The organism is Pseudomonadota bacterium (assembly GCA_039196715.1).
In the GTDB taxonomy this organism is placed as follows: Bacteria; Pseudomonadota; Gammaproteobacteria; order CALCKW01; family CALCKW01; genus CALCKW01.
This window is the reverse complement of the sequence record JBCCUP010000026.1, coordinates 1-20,086: the sequence shown is the minus strand read 5'-3', so window position 1 is coordinate 20,086 and position 20,086 is coordinate 1. Positions and strand designations below refer to the sequence as shown.

Genomic DNA, 20,086 nt, shown 5'->3' with positions numbered 1-20,086 from the left:
GGCATTCTGGCGCACCGTGTCAAATTTGACACACACGGCCGCCTCTGGCTACTGACTGTGTGCGTAAGAACAAAAAAAAGGCGACCCGCTGGCCGCCCTGGAATCGTGACGCTTCGCGCTCAGGACGCGGTGTCGAGCACAGCCCATTCGTCGATCACGGCATCCATGTCGTTGTTCTTGGCGCTCATGGCGCCGGCGAACTGGCTGCGAAACGACAACCCCATGTTGACCCCGTCGAAGGTCAGGTTGCGCACCTTCCAGTTACCGTCCGACGCGCCCATGGCAAAAACGATGTTGACGGTGTTGCCGTCGGGTCGACGCGCCTGGACTAACACGCTCTGTTTCTTGACCCCGTCACCCTTGCCCGTCTCGACCGAAATCGACACGTCGCCGTAGCTCGTCAGGGCCTGTGACAGGGTGTCAACCAGGCTGTCGCGGAACACGCTGGCAAAGCGCGTGCGCTGTGCCTCACTGGCGGCCGCGTAGTGGGTTTTTCCCATGACACCACGCGAAATACGGGCGAAATCGACCACCGGGTCGAGTACCGCGCCAACCTCCTCGGCCAACGACGCGGGCGCGTCGCTGTGGGCTTGCACCGATGCGATCAGTTGCTGTGCGGTGCGCTCGACCAGCGCCGTTGCGTCGTTGGCGAACGCGGGAGCAACCAGCACTGCGCTGAGCACCCACGCCTTGATGGCGTTTGCAAAAGTCATCTTGTCTCCCCCGTGTGACACGGTTCCCATACCCCGTGGCGCTGTCCGTCGGTCTACCGCGTCAGCGCACGAAACGAACCAACAAGCTTGGCAAAACCAGCAGGTTGGCGAGCGTGGCGAGCGCCATCGCCAAGGCTGTCAGGAGCCCGAAATAGATCGTTGGGACGAAGCTCGAGAAAGCAAGCACCGAAAAGCCGGCGATGATCGTGAACGACGCGAAGTACAGCGCCCGCCCGATGCTGTCGTGACTTCGATGCACAGCGGCTCTGACGTCGCCATCGACCGCGAGTTCACTGCGGAACCGGTGCAGGTAGTGGATCGCATTGTCGACGCCAATGCCGACGCTGATCGCGGCAATCGTGATGGTCATCATGTCGAGCGGAATGCCGGCCAGGCCCATTACGCCCAGCACCACCGCCGCGGCGAGCACGTTGGGCACCAGGCCGAGCACGGCGAGCCGCAGCGACCACAGCAGGAGCGCGAACATGCAGAACGTCAGCCCGACCACGTAGCCGATGGTCGACGTCTGCGACTCGAACAGTTGCTTGAGCATGTTGTTGAACAACACCATGAAGCCGCTGGTGCGCACCTCGTCGACATCGAAACCCGCCGCCTTCGCCTCTGCGGCAATCTGCGCGATGAGCGCGTCCTTGGAAAACGGTGGGCCGCTCTCCACCATGCGAGCAGAGAGGCGCATTTCACCCGTTGTCGGGTTGGCATACGGGTCGATCAGCAGCGATCGGATATCGGCCGGCAACGCACCGAGCACACCGACAATCAGCAGCGAACTCAGCGGTTCGCCGTCGTTAAATTCGCGTCCAACCCGCTCGAGACTGGCAAGCGACAACACCTTCCCAACCTGCGGGATCGCCTCGAGACGGCCGTGCAACGCGTCGAGCCGTGCCAGTTTGTCCGGGGTGAACCAGTACCGCTCCGGGAAGGCATCGCCCGAGTCGCCGTCTTCGGCAAAATCGTCGTCGGCGAAATCGTCGCCCTCGCCAGTGTCCTCGGCGAAGTCGTCGTCCTCATCGAGTGCACCCTCGAACGGCGCAAACCGGACCACCACATCGAAAGGCACGGTGCCGCCGAGGTATTGGTCGATGTAGACCAGTCCCTGCCGCACTTCGCTGTCGGCGCGGAAATAATCGATGAACCGGTTGTCGAGCGAGAGCCGGCTGACGCCGACTGCGGTCACCACCGCCACCACCAGCGCCGCGCCGAGTACCGTGCCGGTGTGACCTGTGGCGAGACCCGCGAGCCAGGTGGTCAGACGCGGGGACGCATCCTGACGCGGTGCCGAGCGCGCGCCCCCGCCGGCAAGGGCAACCACCGCCGGGAACAGGGTGCAGCTCATTACAAAGGCCAGAGCCACGCCGAGCACCATGATCCAGCCGAAGTGGATCACCGGCAGAATGTCACTGCTGCCGAGCGACGCAAAGGCCACGATCGTGGTCAGTGCGGTGTAGAAGAGCGGTGCCACCTTGCTCGACAGCGCCCGGGACACGAGCTGGGCGTGGCTGCTGTCAGCGTTGAGCGCCGCCAACTCCCGGTAGCGGACAATCAGATGGATCGAGAACGAAATCGCGAGGATCGCGAGCAACGCCATGAAATTGCTCGAGACGACCGTCGCGGGCTGGCGGATCAGCGCCAACACGCCCACGGTCGAGAGGATGGCTGCCGCCGCAACCGACAACGGCACCCACACCCAGACCCACTGCCGAAAGAACAGAAAGAGCATCGCCATGACCAGCAGCAGCACTGCGAGGCCAAAGACGGCGATGTCGCGTTTGACGTAGTCGATCATGTCAGCCGCCACCATGGGCACCCCACCGAGGTGCACCGTGGCGTCCTCGCGGTACCGGTCCCGCAAGTCGCGCAATTGCCGCAGCAGCGTGTCGCGCTTGACCAGGAAGGCCGCGCGCGCATCGTCGTAGGCGGCCTCCGCCGCGCCCAGGGCCTGGGCGTCTACCGGCCGACCGGCATCGCGGTCGTCGCGCAGCCGTTCACGCTCGTCGTGCAGGGCCGCGAGCTCCGCGTCCGTCTCGAGGTCGATGCGCAACGCCGTACTGCGCCCGTCCGAAGACACCAGCAGATCGCTGAACAAGGGGCTGGTGCGCAGCTCTTCGGCCGCGAGTTCGAGGTCGACATCCCCGCTTGTCAGCGTGCGAAACCCGTTGAGCAGATCGAGCAACGACACCGGCGGGCTCTTCAACAACGGCGCATCGAGCACACTGAAAACGCTGCGCACGCCGGGTGTGGCGCTGATTTCATCCTGCAGCACACGCAGTCGCGCGATCGACGTCTCAGACAACAGCACCCCGTCGTGCGGCGCGTAAATCAGGAAGATGAACTCCTCGTCGCCGAAGCGCTCCGTGAGCGCCTGGTAGTACCGCAAGTCCGGATCAGACCGCGCCACAAGCGTGTCGGCCGAGGCGTCAAAACGAAAGCGTGGCGCCAACACCGACGCGGCAAGCAGCGCGAGAACCGTCACGCAGAGCACGGGCCAGCGCAGTGCCACGATGGCATCGGCAGCGCGCTGAACGCGTGAAGTCGGTGCGCTGGGTTGGGGCTGTGACATCGCGGTCAGATCAGTCGAGGAACGGGTCGTCGATTTCGCCGTCGGCGATCAGGTAGTCGCGCTGCTGCAGGTAGGCATCGCGGATAAAAAGATACCGGTCGCCAGTGACCAGTTGCTCCGCGCCGGTCAGTTCGTCGCGCCGGCTGAGCGCCCAAAGGACCCCGAGCACGACGCTTTCGGTTTGCGTGGCAAAATGGGTCGGCGGGTAGACGAGCGTGTCCGGGATGTCGCCAATGCCCTCTCGCAACGACACGCCGCCCCAGATCGGCAACACGATGTACGGCCCGCGCGGGACACCCCAGGTCGCGAACGTCTGACCGAAATCCTCGTCGTGGTGCTCCAGGCCCACCGTGGACGCGACGTCGACCAAGCCGCCGATGCCGGCCGTGGTGTTGAGCAGAAACCGCCCCGTGTCCTGCATGCCGAGGCGAACCTTGCCCTGCAGAAACTGGTTCACGATCGTGACCGGGTACGCGAGATTGGACAGGAAGTTGCGCACACCGGCGCGGAACAGGCTGGGCGTGACCTTGCGGTAGGCACGCGCAGCCGGACTGATCACGTACTTGTCACCGGCGTCGTTGAATTTCTGCACCTTGCGGTTGAAGGTTTCGAACGGGTCGTAGACGTCGTCACTGGCGTGAGCCGAAGGCGTCGCGACGGCAAACAGCGTCACGGCAAGGAACACGGTTGCCAGCATCGCAGAGAGTGTTTTCACGAAATGTCCAACTTTCACGTTGTGCGCGGAGTTTAGCTCAGAGCAGTGTCGCCGCCGTAGTCCGACAGCGCCATACGGGTTGCCACGTGCCGGGTCGAGCTCAGGGATCGAGCGTGCCGCTGCCGTACACCGCCCACATCAGCAGTGCCGCCGCACCGCGCCGCGGCGACCAGGGTGCGCTGAGGTCATAGAACGCCCGCCCCCGCGGCCGCTCGTCAAGCCCCTTGAGCCGCTGAAACGCCACCTGAATCGCGAGGTCGTCCGCCGGCCAGACGTCGTGCCGACCTTCGGCGAACAGCAGGTAGATCTCGGCGGTCCACCGGCCGATGCCCCGCACGGCCGTCAGTGCGGTAATCGCCGCTTCGTCATCGAGGGCCGCAATCTGTGCAGCCGAAAGTTCACCCGACACGAAGCGGTCAGCCAGGTCGCTCGCGTATTCGCACTTGCGCGCACTCAAACCGCAGGCACGCAAGTGCGCTGGCGTCGCCGCGCGAACGGCGTCTGCAGTCGGCTCGTTGCCGAAGCTCGCCTGACACTGCTGCCAAATGGCGCTCGCCGCCCGGGTCGACACCTGCTGCGAGACGATCACCTGAAACAACGTGGCAAAACCCGGATCGCGGTGGCGCGGCGCCGGGTAGCCGACGGCTTCCAGCGCGCGCGCGACATCGGGGTCGCTGTGCGCGAGCGTGTCGAGGTGCGCGTGCAGCGTCGATTCGCTGAGTCCCATCAGCTAGAGGTCGACGCTGAGCGCGGTTGCGGGCGCGACGGCCGTCCCCCTGGCGCTGCCGTGCAGGCGCAGCCACTGCTGCATGGCCTCGCGGAAATGGCGCCTGCAGACCGGCTCGTAGCGGTCGTTGCCGCCGATCTCGACCTGGCCACCGGCAAAGACCGGCTGGCCGACGTCGTCCTTGCGGACCACCATGGTCGCCTTGCGCCCGCAATGGCACACCGTCTTGAGTTCGTAGAGCTTGTCTGCAACCGCCAACAGGCGCTGCGACCCGGAGAAGAGCTCGCCGCGGAAGTCCGTGCGAATGCCGTAACAGAGCACCGGGATTCCGAGCAGGTCTACCACGGCGGTCAGCTGATCGACCTGCTGCCGACTGAGGAACTGCGCTTCGTCAATGAGCACACAGGCGAGGCCGTGCGGTGTCCGCAGCGCGTCGATCAGCGCAAACAGGTCGGTGTCAGCGTCGAACACGTCGGCGTCGGCTTCGATGCCGATCCGCGATCGAATCCGGCCCACGCCAAAACGGTCGTCGAGGGCGGCGGTGAACAGACGCACCTGCATGCCCTGCTCACGGTAGTTGTGTGCGGACTGCAGCAGAGCGGTCGATTTGCCCGCGTTCATCGACGAAAAATAGAAATACAACTGCGACACAACAGCCTCCTCGACAGGGGCCGGGCTGCTCAGCTGGTCACGTTTTAACCAGCGCCAGCAGAGGCCCGGAAAAACGGCGCCTTTGGCGGCTTATCAACAGAGTTATCCCCAACTTCTGTGGACAAGGCGTCGCTTCCAAGTGGTTGTTTTTTAACCGTCTGCCACCGTTCCAGCGCCATTGCAAGCCTTTGAGGCGCTTTTTTTTTCACAAAATCACACGACCACGTCTTGACAACCAAATGGAAGTCCTGTCAGCGCAACGCGACGATGTAACCGAGCCAACACGCATGGTCCTCGCACTCGTCCGTGCACACATACTCGTCGATCGGTTCATCGGTCTCCGGGTCGAACGCCTGCAGGTACATCAGGCTGGTCGCAAACCCGGCTTCCTGCAAGAGATCGCGTATCTCAGCCGCCCCCCAGAGACGCCAGCGGTAGCTGTAGGCCCGGTCCAACCGACTCTTGTCTTTGAACGCGAAATGGATGTAGCACTGCATCCGGTTCGTCACCGGGTTGAACGTCGCCTGCTCCCACTCGTAGACGAAGCCGTCGACCTCACGGCGCTCGATGCCGGTCTTGTGTGCCGCATAGCCGCCGAACGCGTCCAGAAAGAGTATCCCGTCGGGCTTGAGCGCCTTGCGCACGCGTTTGAAGTAGGCCAGGAGCTGGGCGCGTTCCATCAGAATCCAATAGCTGAAGTTCAGCGCCTGGATGAAATCGTATTGCACGCGCGTGCCGACGCGCAGAACGTCTTTCACCTGCAGCGACACGCGTTCGCGCTGCGATCGTTTCAGGCCGCCGAGGTTGTGCAGCTCGCCCCAGGCGAGCACCTCGCGATCGAGGTCGACACCGACCGCCGTGTTTTCGCGGTGCCGTTCGACCCACTGAGCGCACGCCAGCGCGGTGCCACAGAAGTCCTCGCGCATGCTGCGCGGTGCCCGTTTGCGGCAGGCCTTGAACACCGTGTGCATGAAGTCGAGTTCGAACGACGGCGCCTGCACGGATTGCTGGTACAGCACATGGCGGTCGACGGTGTCCGCTGTGGGCATGCGTTTGCGTTTGGCTGGCATGGGCTGGGTTCCTCTCAGGACTTGATGCGGATACCGCGGTCGATCATCCACCACGCGAGGCCGAGCGCCGCACACACCAGCAACGACGTGACCGCCAGCGCCACGCCGGAGGTGATGTCGGCGACACCGAGCATGCTGTGGCGGAAGCCGTTGATGATGTAGAACAAGGGATTGAGTTCGGAGAGCACCTGCCAAAACGGGGGCAACAGGGAAATCGAGTAGAACACCCCGCCGAAATACGTCAGCGGGGTGAGCACGAAATTGGGCACGATGCTGATGTCGTCGAAGTTGCGCGCAAACACTGCGTTCATCAGACCGAGCGTCGCGAACAGGGTCGCCGTGAGCACCGTGTAGGCGAACACCCCGGCCACGTTGTGGATGGGGATATCGCTGAACCCCGACGCCACCGCCAGCACGATCACCCCCACGCACAGCCCGCGCACCACCCCGCCGCTCACGTAGCCGGCCAGCACCGCGACACTGCCCATCGGCGAGACGAGGATCTCCTCGAGGTAACGCTGTTGCTTGGCACTGAAGAACGAGCTGACCACGTTGTTGTAACTGTTGAGGATCACCGACATCAGCACGATACCGGGTACCAGGTAATCGATGTAGCGCACACCCTGCAACTCGCCGACGCGCGCGCCGATCAAGCTGCCGAAAATGACGAAATACAGCAGTGCATTGACGCCGGCAGGCACCAGCGTCTGCACCCAGATCCGCATGAATCGCCGCACTTCGCGGGTCACCAGTGTGGTGTAGGCCACCCAGTGGTCGGCGTCGGCCCGTTCAGTCATGGGGCGCCACCTGTCCGATGCGCCGGAGGAAGAATTCCTCCAGACGGTTCTGTTGGTTGCGCATCGACAACACGGCGATGCCGACCTGGCTCAAGGCACTGAACACGCTGTTGAGCGCCACGTCCCGCGCCACACTCACCCGCAGGCGTTGTCCGCTGTCGCCTTCGAGCGCGCAGGCCATGCCCTCGAACTGCGGCGCCCGTTCGATCGGTTCGGCCAGGTCGAGAATGAAGGTCTGGACGGCGGCCTGGCTCAGCAGCTCGGCCACCGGACCCTGCTCGATGATCCGACCCTGATCGATGATGCCCACGGTGCGGCACATCGCCTCGGCCTCCTCGAGGTAGTGGGTGGTGAGCAGAACGGTGGTGCCTTCGGCGTTCAGCGCTCGAAGCAGTTCCCAGGTTGCCCGGCGAATCTCGATGTCGACACCGGCCGTGGGTTCGTCGAGTATCAGGAGTTGCGGGCGGTGCACGAGCGCGCGCGCGATCATCAGCCGACGCCGCATGCCGCCCGACAACTGCCGCACGTGGTCGAATCGCCGCTCGTGGAGGCCCAACGCCGCCAGGCTCTCGTCCGCGCGCCCCACCGCCGTGCGGCGCGGCACACCGTAAAACCCGGCCTGGTTGATCAACACCTCGCGGATGACCTCCCAGGTGTTCATGTTGAACTCCTGGGGCACGAGCCCGATCGCCTGCCGCACGGCGTACGGGTCGGTGTCGAGGTCGTGGCCGAACACCGAGACCCGCCCGGCCGTCTTCGACACCAACGAGGACACGATGCCGATGGCCGTGGACTTGCCGGCGCCGTTCGGTCCAAGCAGGGCATAGAAGTCGCCGGCCTCGATCTGCAGGTCGATGCCGTCGAGCGCGCGCTGCCCGCCGGGCCAGTGCTTTTCGAGTCCACGCACCCTCAGCGCGGCTGTCATGGCGTCATCATTCGATCGACTGCCCGTCTCAGGCGGCGAGGCCGACGGCGGGCCCCGGCACAAACCGCGCGCGCAAGGGCAGCTGAAGCATCAGCGTCGCGTCCAGGGTCACGCCGCGCACGTCTGTCGTGCGCCCGGCGAGGAGGGGTTGAATGCGCTCTACGGTGTCAGCCAGCGCCGGCTCACGTTCAGCCAACGCGTGCAAGCGCTCGGCGAGCCGCCGCGCGATGCGCTGGCGCTGCAGCCCACGGTGCACGCGGACCAACGCGACTCGCTTCACCGCGTCGAGCGGAGCCCCGACCGCCAGCCAGCCGGCGCTCGCTCGCCAGGCGGCATCGACGGCGTCCCAGTCGTCGTGGTCTACCGTCGACACGGACGCCACAAATTGCGCAAAGGCGGTGGCACCGACGCCGGGTTCGAGGGCCCAGGACGGTGTGCGCGCGAGCGCACGCACCACCGTGTTGCGGTGGCGACGGCAGGCCGGCTGCGAGAGCCAGAGGCGATAGCGGTCGGCCGCTTTCGTGCACCGGTGCACGGCGCGCTTGCGCAACCGACGCACCGCTGCAGCCGCGTGTTTGTCCGCGCCCACAGCGCGCTCGACACGCTCGAGCCAGCGCGTCAGCCGGTGCCAATGCGCGAGCGCTTCGCCCCGGCGCGCCAGTGCACGCAGTGCCTCGCGCTGACGCAGCACGCGTGCAGCACGGCCCGGACTCGGCTCCGTGTCGAGAGCGGCACGCACCGAGACGACCGCGTGGAACTGCTCCACACGACTGCGAAACCGCAGCAGGGCTGGCGGGCTGCCGCTGAGCATGGCCGCATCGAAGGCCGCGCCGACCCACTCCGGTTCACGCATCGGTGTACTCGGTCAGCGGTGCCAGGGCACTGTGCACTGCCCCGGGCAACGCCGTTGGTCGCTCGGTCCGGCTGTCGACAAACACATCGACCACATGGCCTGTGGCGCGCACGGCCGGATCACCGTCGGCGAACAGAGCGAGTTCGTACCGCACACTCGAGCGGCCGATGCGGGCCACACGCAAACCGGCTTCCACCGTGCACGGGTGGACCAGCGCGTTGTGGTAGCGGCAGCCGTTCTCGACCGTGTAACACCGCAGCCCGAGCGCGTCGAGATCGAGCGCCGCAGTCTGCTCGAGAAAGCCCATCATGAGTTGCTCGAACAAGGTGTAGTAAACCGCATTGTTGACGTGGCCGTAGCGGTCGTTGTCGCTCCAACGCGTCTCGAGCGTGCGCCGAAACGGAAACCCGTCGCGCGTCCAATCGCGCTCGGCACGCGTGTCGCTCATGCCATGTCCTCCACGCGCGGCAACGCGCGACTGCGCTCCCACAACACGTCGCTTGCGCCGTCGTGACGCACGTACTGGCGGGCCATCACGAACAGGAGGTCGGACAACCGGTTCAGGTAGCGCGCTGCGTGCGGCGGCAAGGTCTCGGCACGACCGAGCGCGACGACCTCGCGTTCGGCCCGACGGCACTGCGTACGTGCCACGTGACACAGGGCTGCCGAGCGCGACCCGCCCGGCAGGATGAATTCCTTCAGCGGCGGCAACGCCGCGTTGAGGTGGTCGAGTACGGACTCGAGCCAGGTCACATGCTCGGCCTCGAGCACGCTGTAACCCGGCACACACAACTCGCTGCCAAGGTCGAAGAGGTGGTGCTGGATCTCGGCGAGGCTTTGCGTGCACACCGGCGGCCCGGCTTCGCACCGCAGCAGCCCGATCGCGCTGTTGAGTTCGTCCACCGTGCCGTACGCACAGACGCGCGCGCTGTCCTTGCCAACCCGTGACCCGTCGCCCAGGCCGGTCTCCCCGGCGTCGCCGGTGCGTGTGTAGATCTTCGACAGGCGGTTACCCATTGGCCAGGCCCCGAGTGGTGGTCAGCCCGCCAACGTACCTGTCCTGTGGTGGCACCGCAAGTCCAAAAGCGGGCCGTGCGCCGGGATCAGGTCCCGGCGTTGATCCTGACGTCGAAGGCGTACAGCACGGCGCCAGACCGGCTGTCGACCACGGTGGCCTCGCGTGTCCCGGCGTCGCCCGTCACCGAGCACCGAAAGCGGTGTACCGAGGCACTCGAGGTGCCTACGGTCGACACCGAGCAGCCTGCCATTCTGAGAGACAGCGGACCGGTCAACGACTGCCCCACCACCGTGAAGGTGGTCAGCCGACCAACGGTCGCTTGGGTCGGCGACACGTTGGTCACGAGCGGGCCGTCGCCTGCCACAGTGAGCTTGTGGGTGTAGAGCGGTGTCGTGCTGGCCGCGTCGAACAACACGCCCACGTCGCGCGTGCCGAGCGTCCCGGTTGGGGTGCACCGGAACTGACGGCGGGTCGTGCCACCACCGAGCGGTTGCATGTCTTCGCAGTTCGCAATGTCGAGCGTGAGTGTGCTCGGTAACGCCTCTCCAGCCACAGTGAACGTGGTGATCGCGCCAAGGCGCGTTGCACCCGGACGAACACTGCTGATCGAGACCCGGTCGTCCACCACGTCCACGGTGAAGCGGCTCAGCGTGTCACTGCCGTTGCTGACCGTACCGACCAGGTTGCCGGATTGTGAGGGCTGGCACGTGAAAGTCTGTTCGCTCGCACCGCGCGAACTCGCGGTCAGGTTTGAACAGCCAGTCAGTGAGACAGCGAGAGAGTCGGGCAAATCGCGACCTGTGACCACGAGTGTGAGCGGCTCACTAAGCGCCGCATCGGTCGGAGACACGGAAGTGACCACAGGGTCGCTAGCAGCATCGACCGTCACGTCAAAACGGTGAATCACCTCCCCGCCGTGTGTGATGGTGCCCGCTTTTTCACCAGCACGGTCAAACGCGCAGCGATAACGCCTTTCGACCGCCGAACCACCGCTCAACGGGGTCGCAGAGCCACAGTCTTCTACTGAGAAAGACACGCCGTCGTCGAGGTTTGTACCGGTTACGGTAAATGCCACAGCATCACCGACCGAGGCTTGGCTGGGCGTTACCTGTGACACGGTTGGAGGTGCTGCATCGTACCGAACCCGCAACTGGGTATTGGTCTGCGTGCCTTCTGTCACCGTTACCACGCGGTTTCCGGTCTGACCAGACGGCGTGCAACGGAAGCCAACCCGCGTCGCAGTGCGCGAGTTCACCACGAGGTCGCTGCACTCAACAATGCTCACACCGGTCGATTGTGAGAAGCCCTGCCCAGTCAAAACAAAGGCGGTTTGCTCGCCGATTTGGGCACGCGCCGGCGCAATGCTGCTGACCACCAGACCTGCAGGGTCGGTCGTGGCCCCGCCGCCATCATCACTCGGTAGTGAGGGGGTTCCAGCGTCATCACTGGGCGGCGCACCGCCGCCCGAGCCACTGTCTCCCGCCGTCGCAGGTACAAAGACAGCGAGGCTGTACAATTCCGTCTGCGTCAGCCCATCACTGACTGAGAGCGTGCGCCAGCCGCTGGTTCCACCCACGGTGCAGGTGAACGCGCGCGCTTCGCTCGTGCCACCCGGTGTCAGCGCGGCAGCACAGCCACTGAGGCGCAACACCAGGCTGTCACTAAGTTGCTGGCCGCGGACCAGAAAGCGCGCCGTGCCGCCGACGACCAGGTTGTCGTGGCTCACGTCAGACACCCGCACACCCGATACCGTCGGGTCGGCCAGCAACGCGGAATCGAAGGCACCCCGGCTCGCCAATGCCATGTCGTTCAACGCCAGTTGCTGCGCCGCCCAACCGTCGACCACATCGACCCGGTAATCTGCACGTGCAAACCCGAGCGCCGCCGCCGCCGCGTCGAGCAACGGCGTGCGATCGCGCAGTGAATCCACACCGGCGTTGGCCAGCAATGCGGCCCGATTGAACCCGTACGACAACCAGGACTCGACGACGCCACGCGCGATCCGGGCTTCGTTGACGGCGCGCTGCCACTGCGCGGCCGAGGTCGCCGACTGGGCGCCGATCAAGGCCCCGGTGACGGCGTCCGCCGTCGGCTCGGTACAGGGCTCGTCGCACGGCTGCGGACCGAAGACGCGGGCGGTGTAACGCACCGCAAGGAAACGGGCCAACTGTGTGCGCAAGCCGCTGTTGTTGCCGGCGACCCGGTCGGCGACCCAGTCGGCCAGCGCGTGCAGGTCGCTCTCTGACACACCGGTGGTGTCGGTCGGCACCAGGGCCACGAGTTGGTCGAGCGCGGTGCGTGCTACGCCGCCGCCCGCCAGACTGTCAATCGCCGCGTCGAGCGCGAGTTCGCGCGGTTTGACGTCCTCGAGCCAGGCCGCCATCCGAGCGAGGTCGAGGCACCGCGGGTTGCCGATGGCGAAGTGTGCCGCGTTACGCGGCACACCCGCGCACGATTCGACGCTGTTGGCGAGGGTGTTGTGCAGGTGGGTCTGTGCGTCTTCGGCCGAAACCACGGCGCCCTGCCCGGCGGTCAGGGTAAAGACGAGGTCGGACAGCGCCCGTTCGAACGCGGTACCGGCCAGGGTCCAGTCCAGTGTCGCGCGCGCCGCCGCGTTGCGCACGCTGTCGGAGATCTGAATGCCGTCCGACAGCACGCCGTTGCTGTCGAGCGATTGCAACAAACGCGCGGTCCGGATCACGCGGTCGTGCTTGTAATCGTCGTGACTGCCCGCGAGGTCGTGCGGTGTCGTCTGTGCTCGCCCTGTCACGGAACCGAGCTCGACACCACCGAGGTGAAACCGCAGCACATCACCGGCGAGGTAGAAGTAGCGCCCGTCGAGGCCGGTCAGCGCGCCATCGTAATGCACGCCAGAGACCGCGCTGTCGAGCAACACACCGCTCAGCAGCGCCGCGCTGTCGGACTGCACACCGCCTCCGCCACCACCCCCACAGCCAATCAGCAGGGCACAAAGGGCAGTCGAACCGAGGGTTCGGCGCAAAAACGGGGTGGCAGGTTTCACGGTGGCTCACGCACATGGGGGATCACCACCGGTACTGCAGGAATCAGACCTAAAGAGCTGGGGCGCCCTGCCGCGCCCCGGTGATTGCCCCCGCCCGAGACCGGGGCTGCCGCGTGCAGCCCCGGTGTGCGGTTGCCTACACCGTCGTGGCCACCTCGGCACGGTTGAGCATGCCGGTGGCAATCGCCCGATTGACGGCACTGGTGACCGCCATCAGCGAGGCGGTGACGATGTTTTCGTGCAGCGCCACACCGTAGACGGTGTCGTTGCCGCCAGCCTGAATCTCGACGTAGCAGGCCGAGCGCGCGGAGCTGTCGTGTGAGGTCGCGTGCTGGTGGTAATCCACCACCTTGAAGCCGAGCTCCAGCTGTTCGCCAAGGGCGTGGACGTAGGCGTCGATCGGCCCGTTACCCATACCGACGACGCGCTGCTCACGGCCATCCACGTGCAGCTTTGCGCTGATCTCGCGCATGCCCGACGCGTCGCCCTCCGGCCGGGTCAGGTGGTCGATGAAGGTCAGGGGCCCGTCAGTGTCGAGGTAGGTCGATGAAAATGCGCCCCAGATGGTGTTCGAATCCACCTCGCCACCCGTTTCCTCACTCGCCGCCTGAATCACCTGGCTGAACTCGATCTGCAGGCGGCGAGGCAGTTCCAGGCCGTGGTCCTGCTCCATGATGAACGCCACACCGCCCTTGCCGGACTGGCTGTTGACCCGGATCACCGCTTCGTAGCTGCGCCCAAGATCGGCCGGGTCGATCGGCAGGTAGGGGACGTCCCAGGCACACGAGGCGTCCGCTTCGAGGTCGCGCTCACGCGCAGCCAGGCCTTTCTTGATCGCGTCCTGGTGCGATCCCGAGAAGGCCGTGAACACCAATTCCCCCGCATAGGGGTGGCGCGGGTGCACAGGCAACTGGTTGCAGTGTTCGGCGGTGCGCATGATGTGGAAGATGTCGCTCAGATCGAGCTGCGGGTCAACGCCCTGCGTGTAGAGGTTCATCGCCAGGGTGACGATGTCGACGTTACCGGTGCGTTCACCGTTGCCGAACAAGGTGCCCTCGACCCGTTGCCCACCGGCCATCAGGCCGAGTTCGGTCGCGGCGACGGCACAGCCGCGGTCGTTGTGCGGGTGCAGGCTCAGGATCACGCCGTCCCGGCGGTCGAGCTGGCGGCTCATCCATTCGATCTGGTCGGCGTAGACATTCGGCGTTGCCACTTCGACGGTGGCCGGCAGATTCAGTATCGCCGGGCGCGCCGGTGTGGGTGTCCAGATCTCGGTCACCGCGTTGCAGATGTCCAGCGCGAAGTCGAGCTCGGTGCCGGTGAAGCTCTCCGGTGAGTACTGGAACACCCACTCGGTTTCAGGCTGCCTCGCTGCGAACTCCTGCACCATCTCGGCACCCGACGTCGCGATCTCGGTGATCCCCGCGCGGTCGAGGCCGAACACCACCCGCCGTTGGGCGGTCGAGGTCGAGTTGTAGATGTGTACGATCGCGCGATGCGCACCGCGCAAGGCCTCGAAGGTCTTCTCGATCAGCTCTCGGCGGCACTGCACGAGCACCTGCAAGGTCACGTCCTCCGGCACGAGGCCGTTCTCGATGACCTCGCGCACGAAGTCGAAATCGGTGCCCGAGGCGGCCGGGAAACCCACCTCGATCTCCTTGAACCCCATTGCCAGGAGCAGCTTGAACATACGCATCTTGCGCTCGCTGCCCATCGGCTCGATCAACGCCTGGTTGCCATCACGGAGGTCGACGCTGCACCAGGTGGGCGCGTGTTCAATGCGACGGTCGGGCCACTGCCGATCAGTGATCTGTACGGGGGGGAAGGGTCGGTACTTGGTGCCGGGGTTCGTGCTCACGGGACGCTCCTCAAAAGGCGGTTCGTTGGGACTGGACTCGCAACGGTCTCGCACGCGCCTCAGGCGCGATGCGGACCGGTGATAAGTCGACGACCGACCGACAAGGTCACACGGGGACGTGTTGCGTAGCGTGAGATGGACATGGTGGTGTGTGCCGTTGGAAAGGGATTGTGAACTGCAAGCGGGCCCTGGACGCTCAGAGAGCGGCCAGGCTAAGCAGTCGTAGTACGGCGCACGGGGTGTTCATATCCCCAAGGTAGCGAGAGTCGGGCCAAAAGGCAACCTGCAGCACCGGGAAATTCGCCCCCGGCCCGGACACTGTCACCGGGGTGAATCAGCAGCCACGCGCAGAAAACCGCGGCGCGCAGCCCGGTTCACCGAAATGCCAACTCGGGGCCGACTGGCACGATGCCGGTGGGGTTGATGCTCCGGTGACTCTGAAAGTAGTGGTCCTTGATGTGGTCGAAGCGCACCGTCTCGGCCACGCCGGGCAGCGCGTAGAGGCGCTCGGTGTAGGCCTGCAGTGCCGGGAAGTCCACCAGGCGGCGCACGTTGCACTTGAAATGCGTGACGTAGACCGCGTCGAAGCGGATCAAGGTCGGAAACAGCCGGATGTCTGCCTCGGTGAGCGAGTCGCCCACCAGAAAGCTGCGCTCGGCGAGGTGGGCTTCGAGGACATCGAGGGTATCAAACAGCTCGCCAACGGCGTTCGCATAGGCCGTCTGCGTGGTGGCGAAGCCCGCGCGGTACACGCCGTTGTTCACCGTGTGGTAGATGCGTTCGTTCCACCGGTCGATCTCCGCACGGAGCGCGTCGGGATAGTAGTCGTCCCGGTTGCCGGTGATGCCGTCAAACGCCCGGTTGAACATCCGGATGATTTCAGAGGACTCGTTGCTCACCAGGGTTGCGCGCTCGCGGTCCCAGAGCGCAGGCACCGTGACCACACCGTCGAAATGCGCGTTGGCACGGCGGTACACCTCGGCCATCAAGTGCGCGCCAAACAGCGGTTCGACGGTCGCCCCCGGGTAACTGTCGTCGAAATGCCAGCTCTCGGGCCCCATCAGCGGGTGCACGACACTGACATCGATGTGGCTCTCCAAGCCCTTCAAGGTGCGCATGATCAACGTGCGGTTGGCCCAGGGGCACGCGTAGGAGACGTACAGGTGGTAGCGGCCGGATGCCGCCTCGAATCCGCCCTCGCCGCTCGGCCCGGCTGCGCCGTCTGCGGTGACCCAGTGGCGAAATTCGGACACCGCGCGCACGAAGGCGCCCTCTTCGGTCCGGGGTACAAAGGTCTCTGTCATGGTTGTGTCTCGATGGTGTCCAGCGCGACGGCCGCGAGCAACGGGACCGCCTCACCCATGCGTCTGCCCCGCTCCGGGTTCGACGCGTTTCCGTCCAGGGCACGCTTGTACACGCCCTGCAATATGGCACCCAGTCTGAAGAAATTGAACGCGAGGTGGTAGTTCCAGTTCGCAATGGCCTCCCGGCCGGTGCGTTCACAGTAGCGGTCCACGTAGTCCGCTTCGACCGGCAGGCCAAGTCCGGCCCGATCGAGGCCACCCAGCCCCCGAAAGGCGCTGTCCGCCGGCAACCGCCACTGCATGCACTGGTAGGCGAGATCGGCAACCGGGTGGCCTAGCGTCGACAGTTCCCAGTCGAGCACGGCCACCACGTCATGCGTTTTGGTGTCGAACATCATGTTGTCGAGGCGGAAGTCGCCGTGCACCAATGACACGCTGCCGTCGTCGTCCGGAAGGCCGGCCTCCAACCAGCCTATCAGCCGGTCCATGGCCGCAATCGGGTCGGTCTCCGAGGCGCGGTACTGTTTGGTCCAGCGGCTCAGCTGACGCGCAAAGTAGTTTCCGGGGCGGCCAAAGTCGCCGAGGCCAACCGCCTCGGGGTCGACACGGTGCAAGGCTGCGAGCGTGCGGTTCATGCTGTCGGTGACGGCCCGACGGCCGTCTGGATCGAGGGTCTCCAGCGACGGATCCCAGTGGATCACCCCGTCGACGAAGCGCATCAGAAAAAACTGCCGCCCGATAGGCGACCCGTCACCGTCGCCCGACAGGTGCAGCATCTCCGGCACCGGCACCTCGGTCGCCCGCAGGGCTGACATCACGCGGTGCTCCCGGTCGACCTGATGAGCCGATTTCAGCAGAGCACCGGGCGGCTTGGCCCGAAGCACCACCGCACCACCGTCGGTCTCAAGTCGAAAGGTGGGGTTGGACTGTCCGCCCTGGAATTTTTCGATCGCGTGGACACGCCCCACCGAGGGCACCTCGCGCGCGACATACGCCGACAGGGCGTCGAGGTCCAGGGATTCACCGTCCGGTGCGGTTGTGTCTGACACGGCGTCGACTCCTCTGCGCGCTGCGCCATTGTAGCGTGTGCGTTACGGGCCGCACACGCGCGCGAGCCCGCGCGCACACCGACCCGCGGTTGCGCGTGGCACTACGTGATGTGGTTCACAGATTGGCGCGGCAGCCGGGCCGTCCCCGGGCGGGCGCCGACGCGCGGTGCCCACTTTGTGACACAGCCCGAAAAAGCGCCTGGTTCAGATTTCTAACATGCGGCTGCGCAGGTCCTTGCGCGGTGTAGACACCCGCTCGGCTGGCCTGCCCGCTCTCCGCCGCAGATCAGGATTTCACGATGTCAGAGCCCCGCCGTCCCCTCCTCCCGCTTCTGTGTTCCCTCGCCCTCGGCGTGGCAGCGCCGACGGCGTTTGCCAACAATGTCGACGGCGCCTGGAGTGGCGTGATCGATTGGCCGCACATCGCCGTCTCGGCGGCAGCACTGCCAGACGGGGGCATCGTGACCTGGTCCTCGAACCGCGTGAACGCCTTCCCGAACAACAACGGCCTGTTCACGTTCTCGAGCGTCTACGACCCTGAGACCGGCACATTCGACAGCACCAACCACGCCGACCACGACATGTTTTGCGCCGGCATCTCGCAACTGTCGGACGGCAACGTGTTCGCGTCAGGCGGCAACTCGTCGATCCGCACGAGCAGCCTGTTCACGACCGACACACACGAGTGGGACCTCTCCACGCCGATGCAGCAACCGCGTTGGTACGGCACCAACCTGACACTCGCCAACGGCGACGTCATGTCGACCTTTGCACGCGGGGCGCAAACCGTGCCCGAGGTCTGGCGGGACGGGGCCGGCTGGACGCAGCTGCCGGGCGCCAACATGGCCCGGTTGCGCGATGAACAGAACGCCGTCAACGCCGCGGCCGTGACCGGCGCGACCACCGCGCAGTGGTATGCGTTCATGCACACGGCCCCGGACGGCCGGGTTTTCCACTCCGGGCCGCAGCGGACCATGCACTGGTTCGACCCGAACGGCATCGGTGGCGTCGAGGCGGCGGGCAGCCGCAACGGCGAAACCCGGCACCGGCAGTTCGGCAACGCGGTCATGTACGACACCGGCCGCATCCTGGTCTCCGGCGGCGCCGACCGCAGCCGGACCGATTCGGCCACCGCGACCGCGATGACCATCGACATCAACGGCCCGACGCCGGTGGTCCGGCCCACCGCGAGCATGCTCGCACCGCGCACCAACCACAACAGCATCGTGCTGCCGAACGGCGACGTGCTGATCGTCGGCGGTGAATCGCGTGGCGTGCTGTTCAGCGACGTCGACTCGGTGCTGCCGGCAGAGATCTGGAACCCGAGCACCGGCCAGTTCCGCGAAGTCGCCGCGATCAGCGAGCCCCGAAACTACCACTCGGTCGCGCTGTTGATGCGCGACGGTCGCGTGTTGGCGAGCGGCGGCGGACTGTGCGGCAACTGCGCGGCAAACCACCAGAACAGCCAGATCTACACGCCCCCGTTCCTCTACGACGCCAACGGCAACCTGCGCGACCGTCCGGCGGTGCTGGGCAACCTCGCGTCCGCGCAGGCTGGTGGCGCCTTCGAAGTCACGACGGACCGCCCGGTGCAGCGCTTCACACTGGTGCGCCTGTCTTCGGTGACCCACGCGATCAACACCGACCAACGCTTCATCGAGCCCGATGTCCAGCAGGTCACCGGCAACCGGTACCGTATCACCCTGCCCACCAACCCGAATGTGTTGTTGCCGGGCAACTACTGGCTGTACGCGCTCGACGCCGACGACACACCGAGCATCGGCGAACCGCTCCTGATCGACGTTGGCATTGCACCGCCCAACGCGCCGCCGGTGTTGGCGTCACCCGGGCCACAATCCGTCACCCTCGGTGCGGCCGTGTCGTTGCAGCTCGCAGCCACCGACGGTGACGGCAACACCCTGACCTTCAGCGCGGACGCGCTGCCGGCCGGCCTCGGGATCAACGCGACCACCGGCGTAATCTCCGGCACACCGACACAGCAGCAAACCGTGCGCACCACCGTGACCGTGACCGACGGTCGACTGACCGACACCGTCGCGTTCACCTGGTCGGTGGGCACAGCACCACAAGGACCAGACCTCAACCCGGGCGACGCAGTCAGCGCCGCGGTGGCCCAGGGCGTGTGGCGCCGTTACACCGTGGCACCCTCTGGCAGCGCACGCACCCTCACGGTGGACCTCACGAACCTGTCGAGCGACGCCGACCTCTACGCCCGGTTCGGCCAGGCACCGAGCCTGACGGACTACGCGTGCCGATCCTGGCAATCCGGCATCCAGGCGGAGCAGTGCACGCTGACCCAGGGCGCCAACGCCACCTTGCACATCGGTGTGTACGGTTACGCGGCCTCGGATTTCACCCTGCGAGTGTCCGCCAGTGTCGAGCCCGACAGTCAGCCAATCGCGGTCGGCACTGCGCTGGCCGGTTCGCTCAACGCAGGTCAGTGGGCGTTCTACACCGCGTCAAACCCGAACGCGCTGACCGGCATCGTGGCATCACTAGACAACCTCAGTGCAGACCTCGACCTCTACGTGCGCGCCGGCGCCCGTCCGACGCTGCAAGCCTACGACTGCCGGCCCTGGGAGGGCGGCACCGGCGCAGAGCAATGCACCCTGCCCGGCGATGGCAGTGGGGTGGTGATCGGCGTGTACGGGTACAACGCCGGCCAGTACCGCTTGGGCCTGGCTGCAGACGGCGGCGGTGACGGTGGCGGCGATGGCGGCGGCGGCGATGGTGACGGCGATGGCGGCGGCGGCGATGGCGGCGGCGGCGATGGCGGCGGCGGCGG

16 protein-coding genes are annotated in these 20,086 nt (G+C 65.9%); 1 reads left to right on the top strand and 15 read right to left on the bottom strand.

Translation table 11 applies throughout. From position 1 onward, the window contains the following. Positions 1 to 119: 119 nt before the first annotated feature. The 15 genes from AAGA11_10880 to AAGA11_10810 form a co-directional block, all read right to left on the bottom strand. Positions 120 to 713, bottom strand: a complete 594-nt coding sequence (locus AAGA11_10880) for an ABC transporter substrate-binding protein (protein MEM9603359.1) — start codon at positions 711 to 713, stop codon at positions 120 to 122. A 61-nt stretch (positions 714 to 774) separates the two neighbouring features. Then, on the bottom strand, positions 775 to 3,291 hold the full coding sequence (locus AAGA11_10875; GenBank protein MEM9603358.1) for an MMPL family transporter: 2,517 nt from the start codon (positions 3,289 to 3,291) through the stop codon (positions 775 to 777). A gap of 10 nt (positions 3,292 to 3,301) precedes the next feature. After that, on the bottom strand, positions 3,302 to 4,006 hold the full coding sequence (locus AAGA11_10870) for a VacJ family lipoprotein (protein MEM9603357.1): 705 nt from the start codon (positions 4,004 to 4,006) through the stop codon (positions 3,302 to 3,304). Positions 4,007 to 4,106: 100 nt separating this feature from the next. Continuing rightward, positions 4,107 to 4,733, bottom strand: coding sequence for a DNA-3-methyladenine glycosylase 2 family protein (locus tag AAGA11_10865; protein MEM9603356.1), 627 nt, complete (start codon positions 4,731 to 4,733; stop codon positions 4,107 to 4,109). Positions 4,734 to 4,736: 3 nt separating this feature from the next. Then, positions 4,737 to 5,384 carry a thymidine kinase gene (locus tag AAGA11_10860; GenBank protein ID MEM9603355.1) on the bottom strand — a complete coding sequence of 216 codons (648 nt, stop codon included), beginning with the start codon at positions 5,382 to 5,384 and terminating at the stop codon, positions 4,737 to 4,739. Between the two features lie 251 nt (positions 5,385 to 5,635). Next, entirely contained in the window at positions 5,636 to 6,454 is an 819-nt protein-coding gene (locus AAGA11_10855) for a class I SAM-dependent methyltransferase (protein ID MEM9603354.1), read from the bottom strand. Positions 6,455 to 6,468: 14 nt separating this feature from the next. After that, on the bottom strand, positions 6,469 to 7,251 hold the full coding sequence (locus AAGA11_10850) for an ABC transporter permease (protein MEM9603353.1): 783 nt from the start codon (positions 7,249 to 7,251) through the stop codon (positions 6,469 to 6,471). Continuing rightward, positions 7,244 to 8,176 (bottom strand): ABC transporter ATP-binding protein, encoded by a 933-nt coding sequence (locus AAGA11_10845; GenBank protein ID MEM9603352.1) that lies wholly within the window; start codon positions 8,174 to 8,176, stop codon positions 7,244 to 7,246. Before AAGA11_10845 ends, AAGA11_10850 begins: the two co-directional genes overlap by 8 nt. A gap of 28 nt (positions 8,177 to 8,204) precedes the next feature. Next, positions 8,205 to 9,029 (bottom strand): hypothetical protein, encoded by an 825-nt coding sequence (locus tag AAGA11_10840; protein ID MEM9603351.1) that lies wholly within the window; start codon positions 9,027 to 9,029, stop codon positions 8,205 to 8,207. Beyond that, positions 9,022 to 9,477 carry a thioesterase family protein gene (locus AAGA11_10835; GenBank protein MEM9603350.1) on the bottom strand — a complete coding sequence of 152 codons (456 nt, stop codon included), beginning with the start codon at positions 9,475 to 9,477 and terminating at the stop codon, positions 9,022 to 9,024. The genes AAGA11_10840 and AAGA11_10835 overlap by 8 nt, the downstream gene beginning before the upstream one ends. Further along, positions 9,474 to 10,046: a cob(I)yrinic acid a,c-diamide adenosyltransferase gene (locus AAGA11_10830; protein ID MEM9603349.1), complete on the bottom strand. Its 573-nt coding sequence runs from the start codon at positions 10,044 to 10,046 to the stop codon at positions 9,474 to 9,476. Before AAGA11_10830 ends, AAGA11_10835 begins: the two co-directional genes overlap by 4 nt. 86 nt (positions 10,047 to 10,132) lie before the next feature. After that, positions 10,133 to 12,976 (bottom strand): hypothetical protein, encoded by a 2,844-nt coding sequence (locus AAGA11_10825; protein MEM9603348.1) that lies wholly within the window; start codon positions 12,974 to 12,976, stop codon positions 10,133 to 10,135. 229 nt (positions 12,977 to 13,205) lie between these two features. Continuing rightward, complete coding sequence (gene leuA / locus AAGA11_10820; protein ID MEM9603347.1) at positions 13,206 to 14,927, bottom strand: 2-isopropylmalate synthase; 1,722 nt, start codon at positions 14,925 to 14,927, stop codon at positions 13,206 to 13,208. 374 nt (positions 14,928 to 15,301) lie between these two features. Then, positions 15,302 to 16,231 (bottom strand): glutathione S-transferase family protein, encoded by a 930-nt coding sequence (locus tag AAGA11_10815; GenBank protein ID MEM9603346.1) that lies wholly within the window; start codon positions 16,229 to 16,231, stop codon positions 15,302 to 15,304. Then, complete coding sequence (locus AAGA11_10810) at positions 16,228 to 17,232, bottom strand: phosphotransferase family protein (GenBank protein MEM9603345.1); 1,005 nt, start codon at positions 17,230 to 17,232, stop codon at positions 16,228 to 16,230. Before AAGA11_10810 ends, AAGA11_10815 begins: the two co-directional genes overlap by 4 nt. 401 nt (positions 17,233 to 17,633) lie before the next feature. Here AAGA11_10810 and AAGA11_10805 point away from each other — a divergent pair. Continuing rightward, on the top strand, positions 17,634 to 20,086 hold a 2,453-nt coding region (locus AAGA11_10805), incomplete at its 3' end, for a galactose oxidase-like domain-containing protein (protein MEM9603344.1).

What these genes read in the sequence shown, in the direction of transcription:
- AAGA11_10845 (MEM9603352.1), bottom strand. Translation starts at nt 8,176, where the DNA reads ATGACAGCCGCGCTGAGGGTGCGTGGACTCGAAAAGCACTGGCCCGGC.
- AAGA11_10830 (MEM9603349.1), bottom strand. Translation starts at nt 10,046, where the DNA reads ATGGGTAACCGCCTGTCGAAGATCTACACACGCACCGGCGACGCCGGG.
- AAGA11_10835 (MEM9603350.1), bottom strand. Translation starts at nt 9,477, where the DNA reads ATGAGCGACACGCGTGCCGAGCGCGATTGGACGCGCGACGGGTTTCCG.
- AAGA11_10850 (MEM9603353.1), bottom strand. Translation starts at nt 7,251, where the DNA reads ATGACTGAACGGGCCGACGCCGACCACTGGGTGGCCTACACCACACTG.
- AAGA11_10855 (MEM9603354.1), bottom strand. Translation starts at nt 6,454, where the DNA reads ATGCCAGCCAAACGCAAACGCATGCCCACAGCGGACACCGTCGACCGC.
- AAGA11_10875 (MEM9603358.1), bottom strand. Translation starts at nt 3,291, where the DNA reads ATGTCACAGCCCCAACCCAGCGCACCGACTTCACGCGTTCAGCGCGCT.
- AAGA11_10840 (MEM9603351.1), bottom strand. Translation starts at nt 9,029, where the DNA reads ATGCGTGAACCGGAGTGGGTCGGCGCGGCCTTCGATGCGGCCATGCTC.
- AAGA11_10815 (MEM9603346.1), bottom strand. Translation starts at nt 16,231, where the DNA reads ATGACAGAGACCTTTGTACCCCGGACCGAAGAGGGCGCCTTCGTGCGC.
- AAGA11_10865 (MEM9603356.1), bottom strand. Translation starts at nt 4,733, where the DNA reads ATGGGACTCAGCGAATCGACGCTGCACGCGCACCTCGACACGCTCGCG.
- AAGA11_10880 (MEM9603359.1), bottom strand. Translation starts at nt 713, where the DNA reads ATGACTTTTGCAAACGCCATCAAGGCGTGGGTGCTCAGCGCAGTGCTG.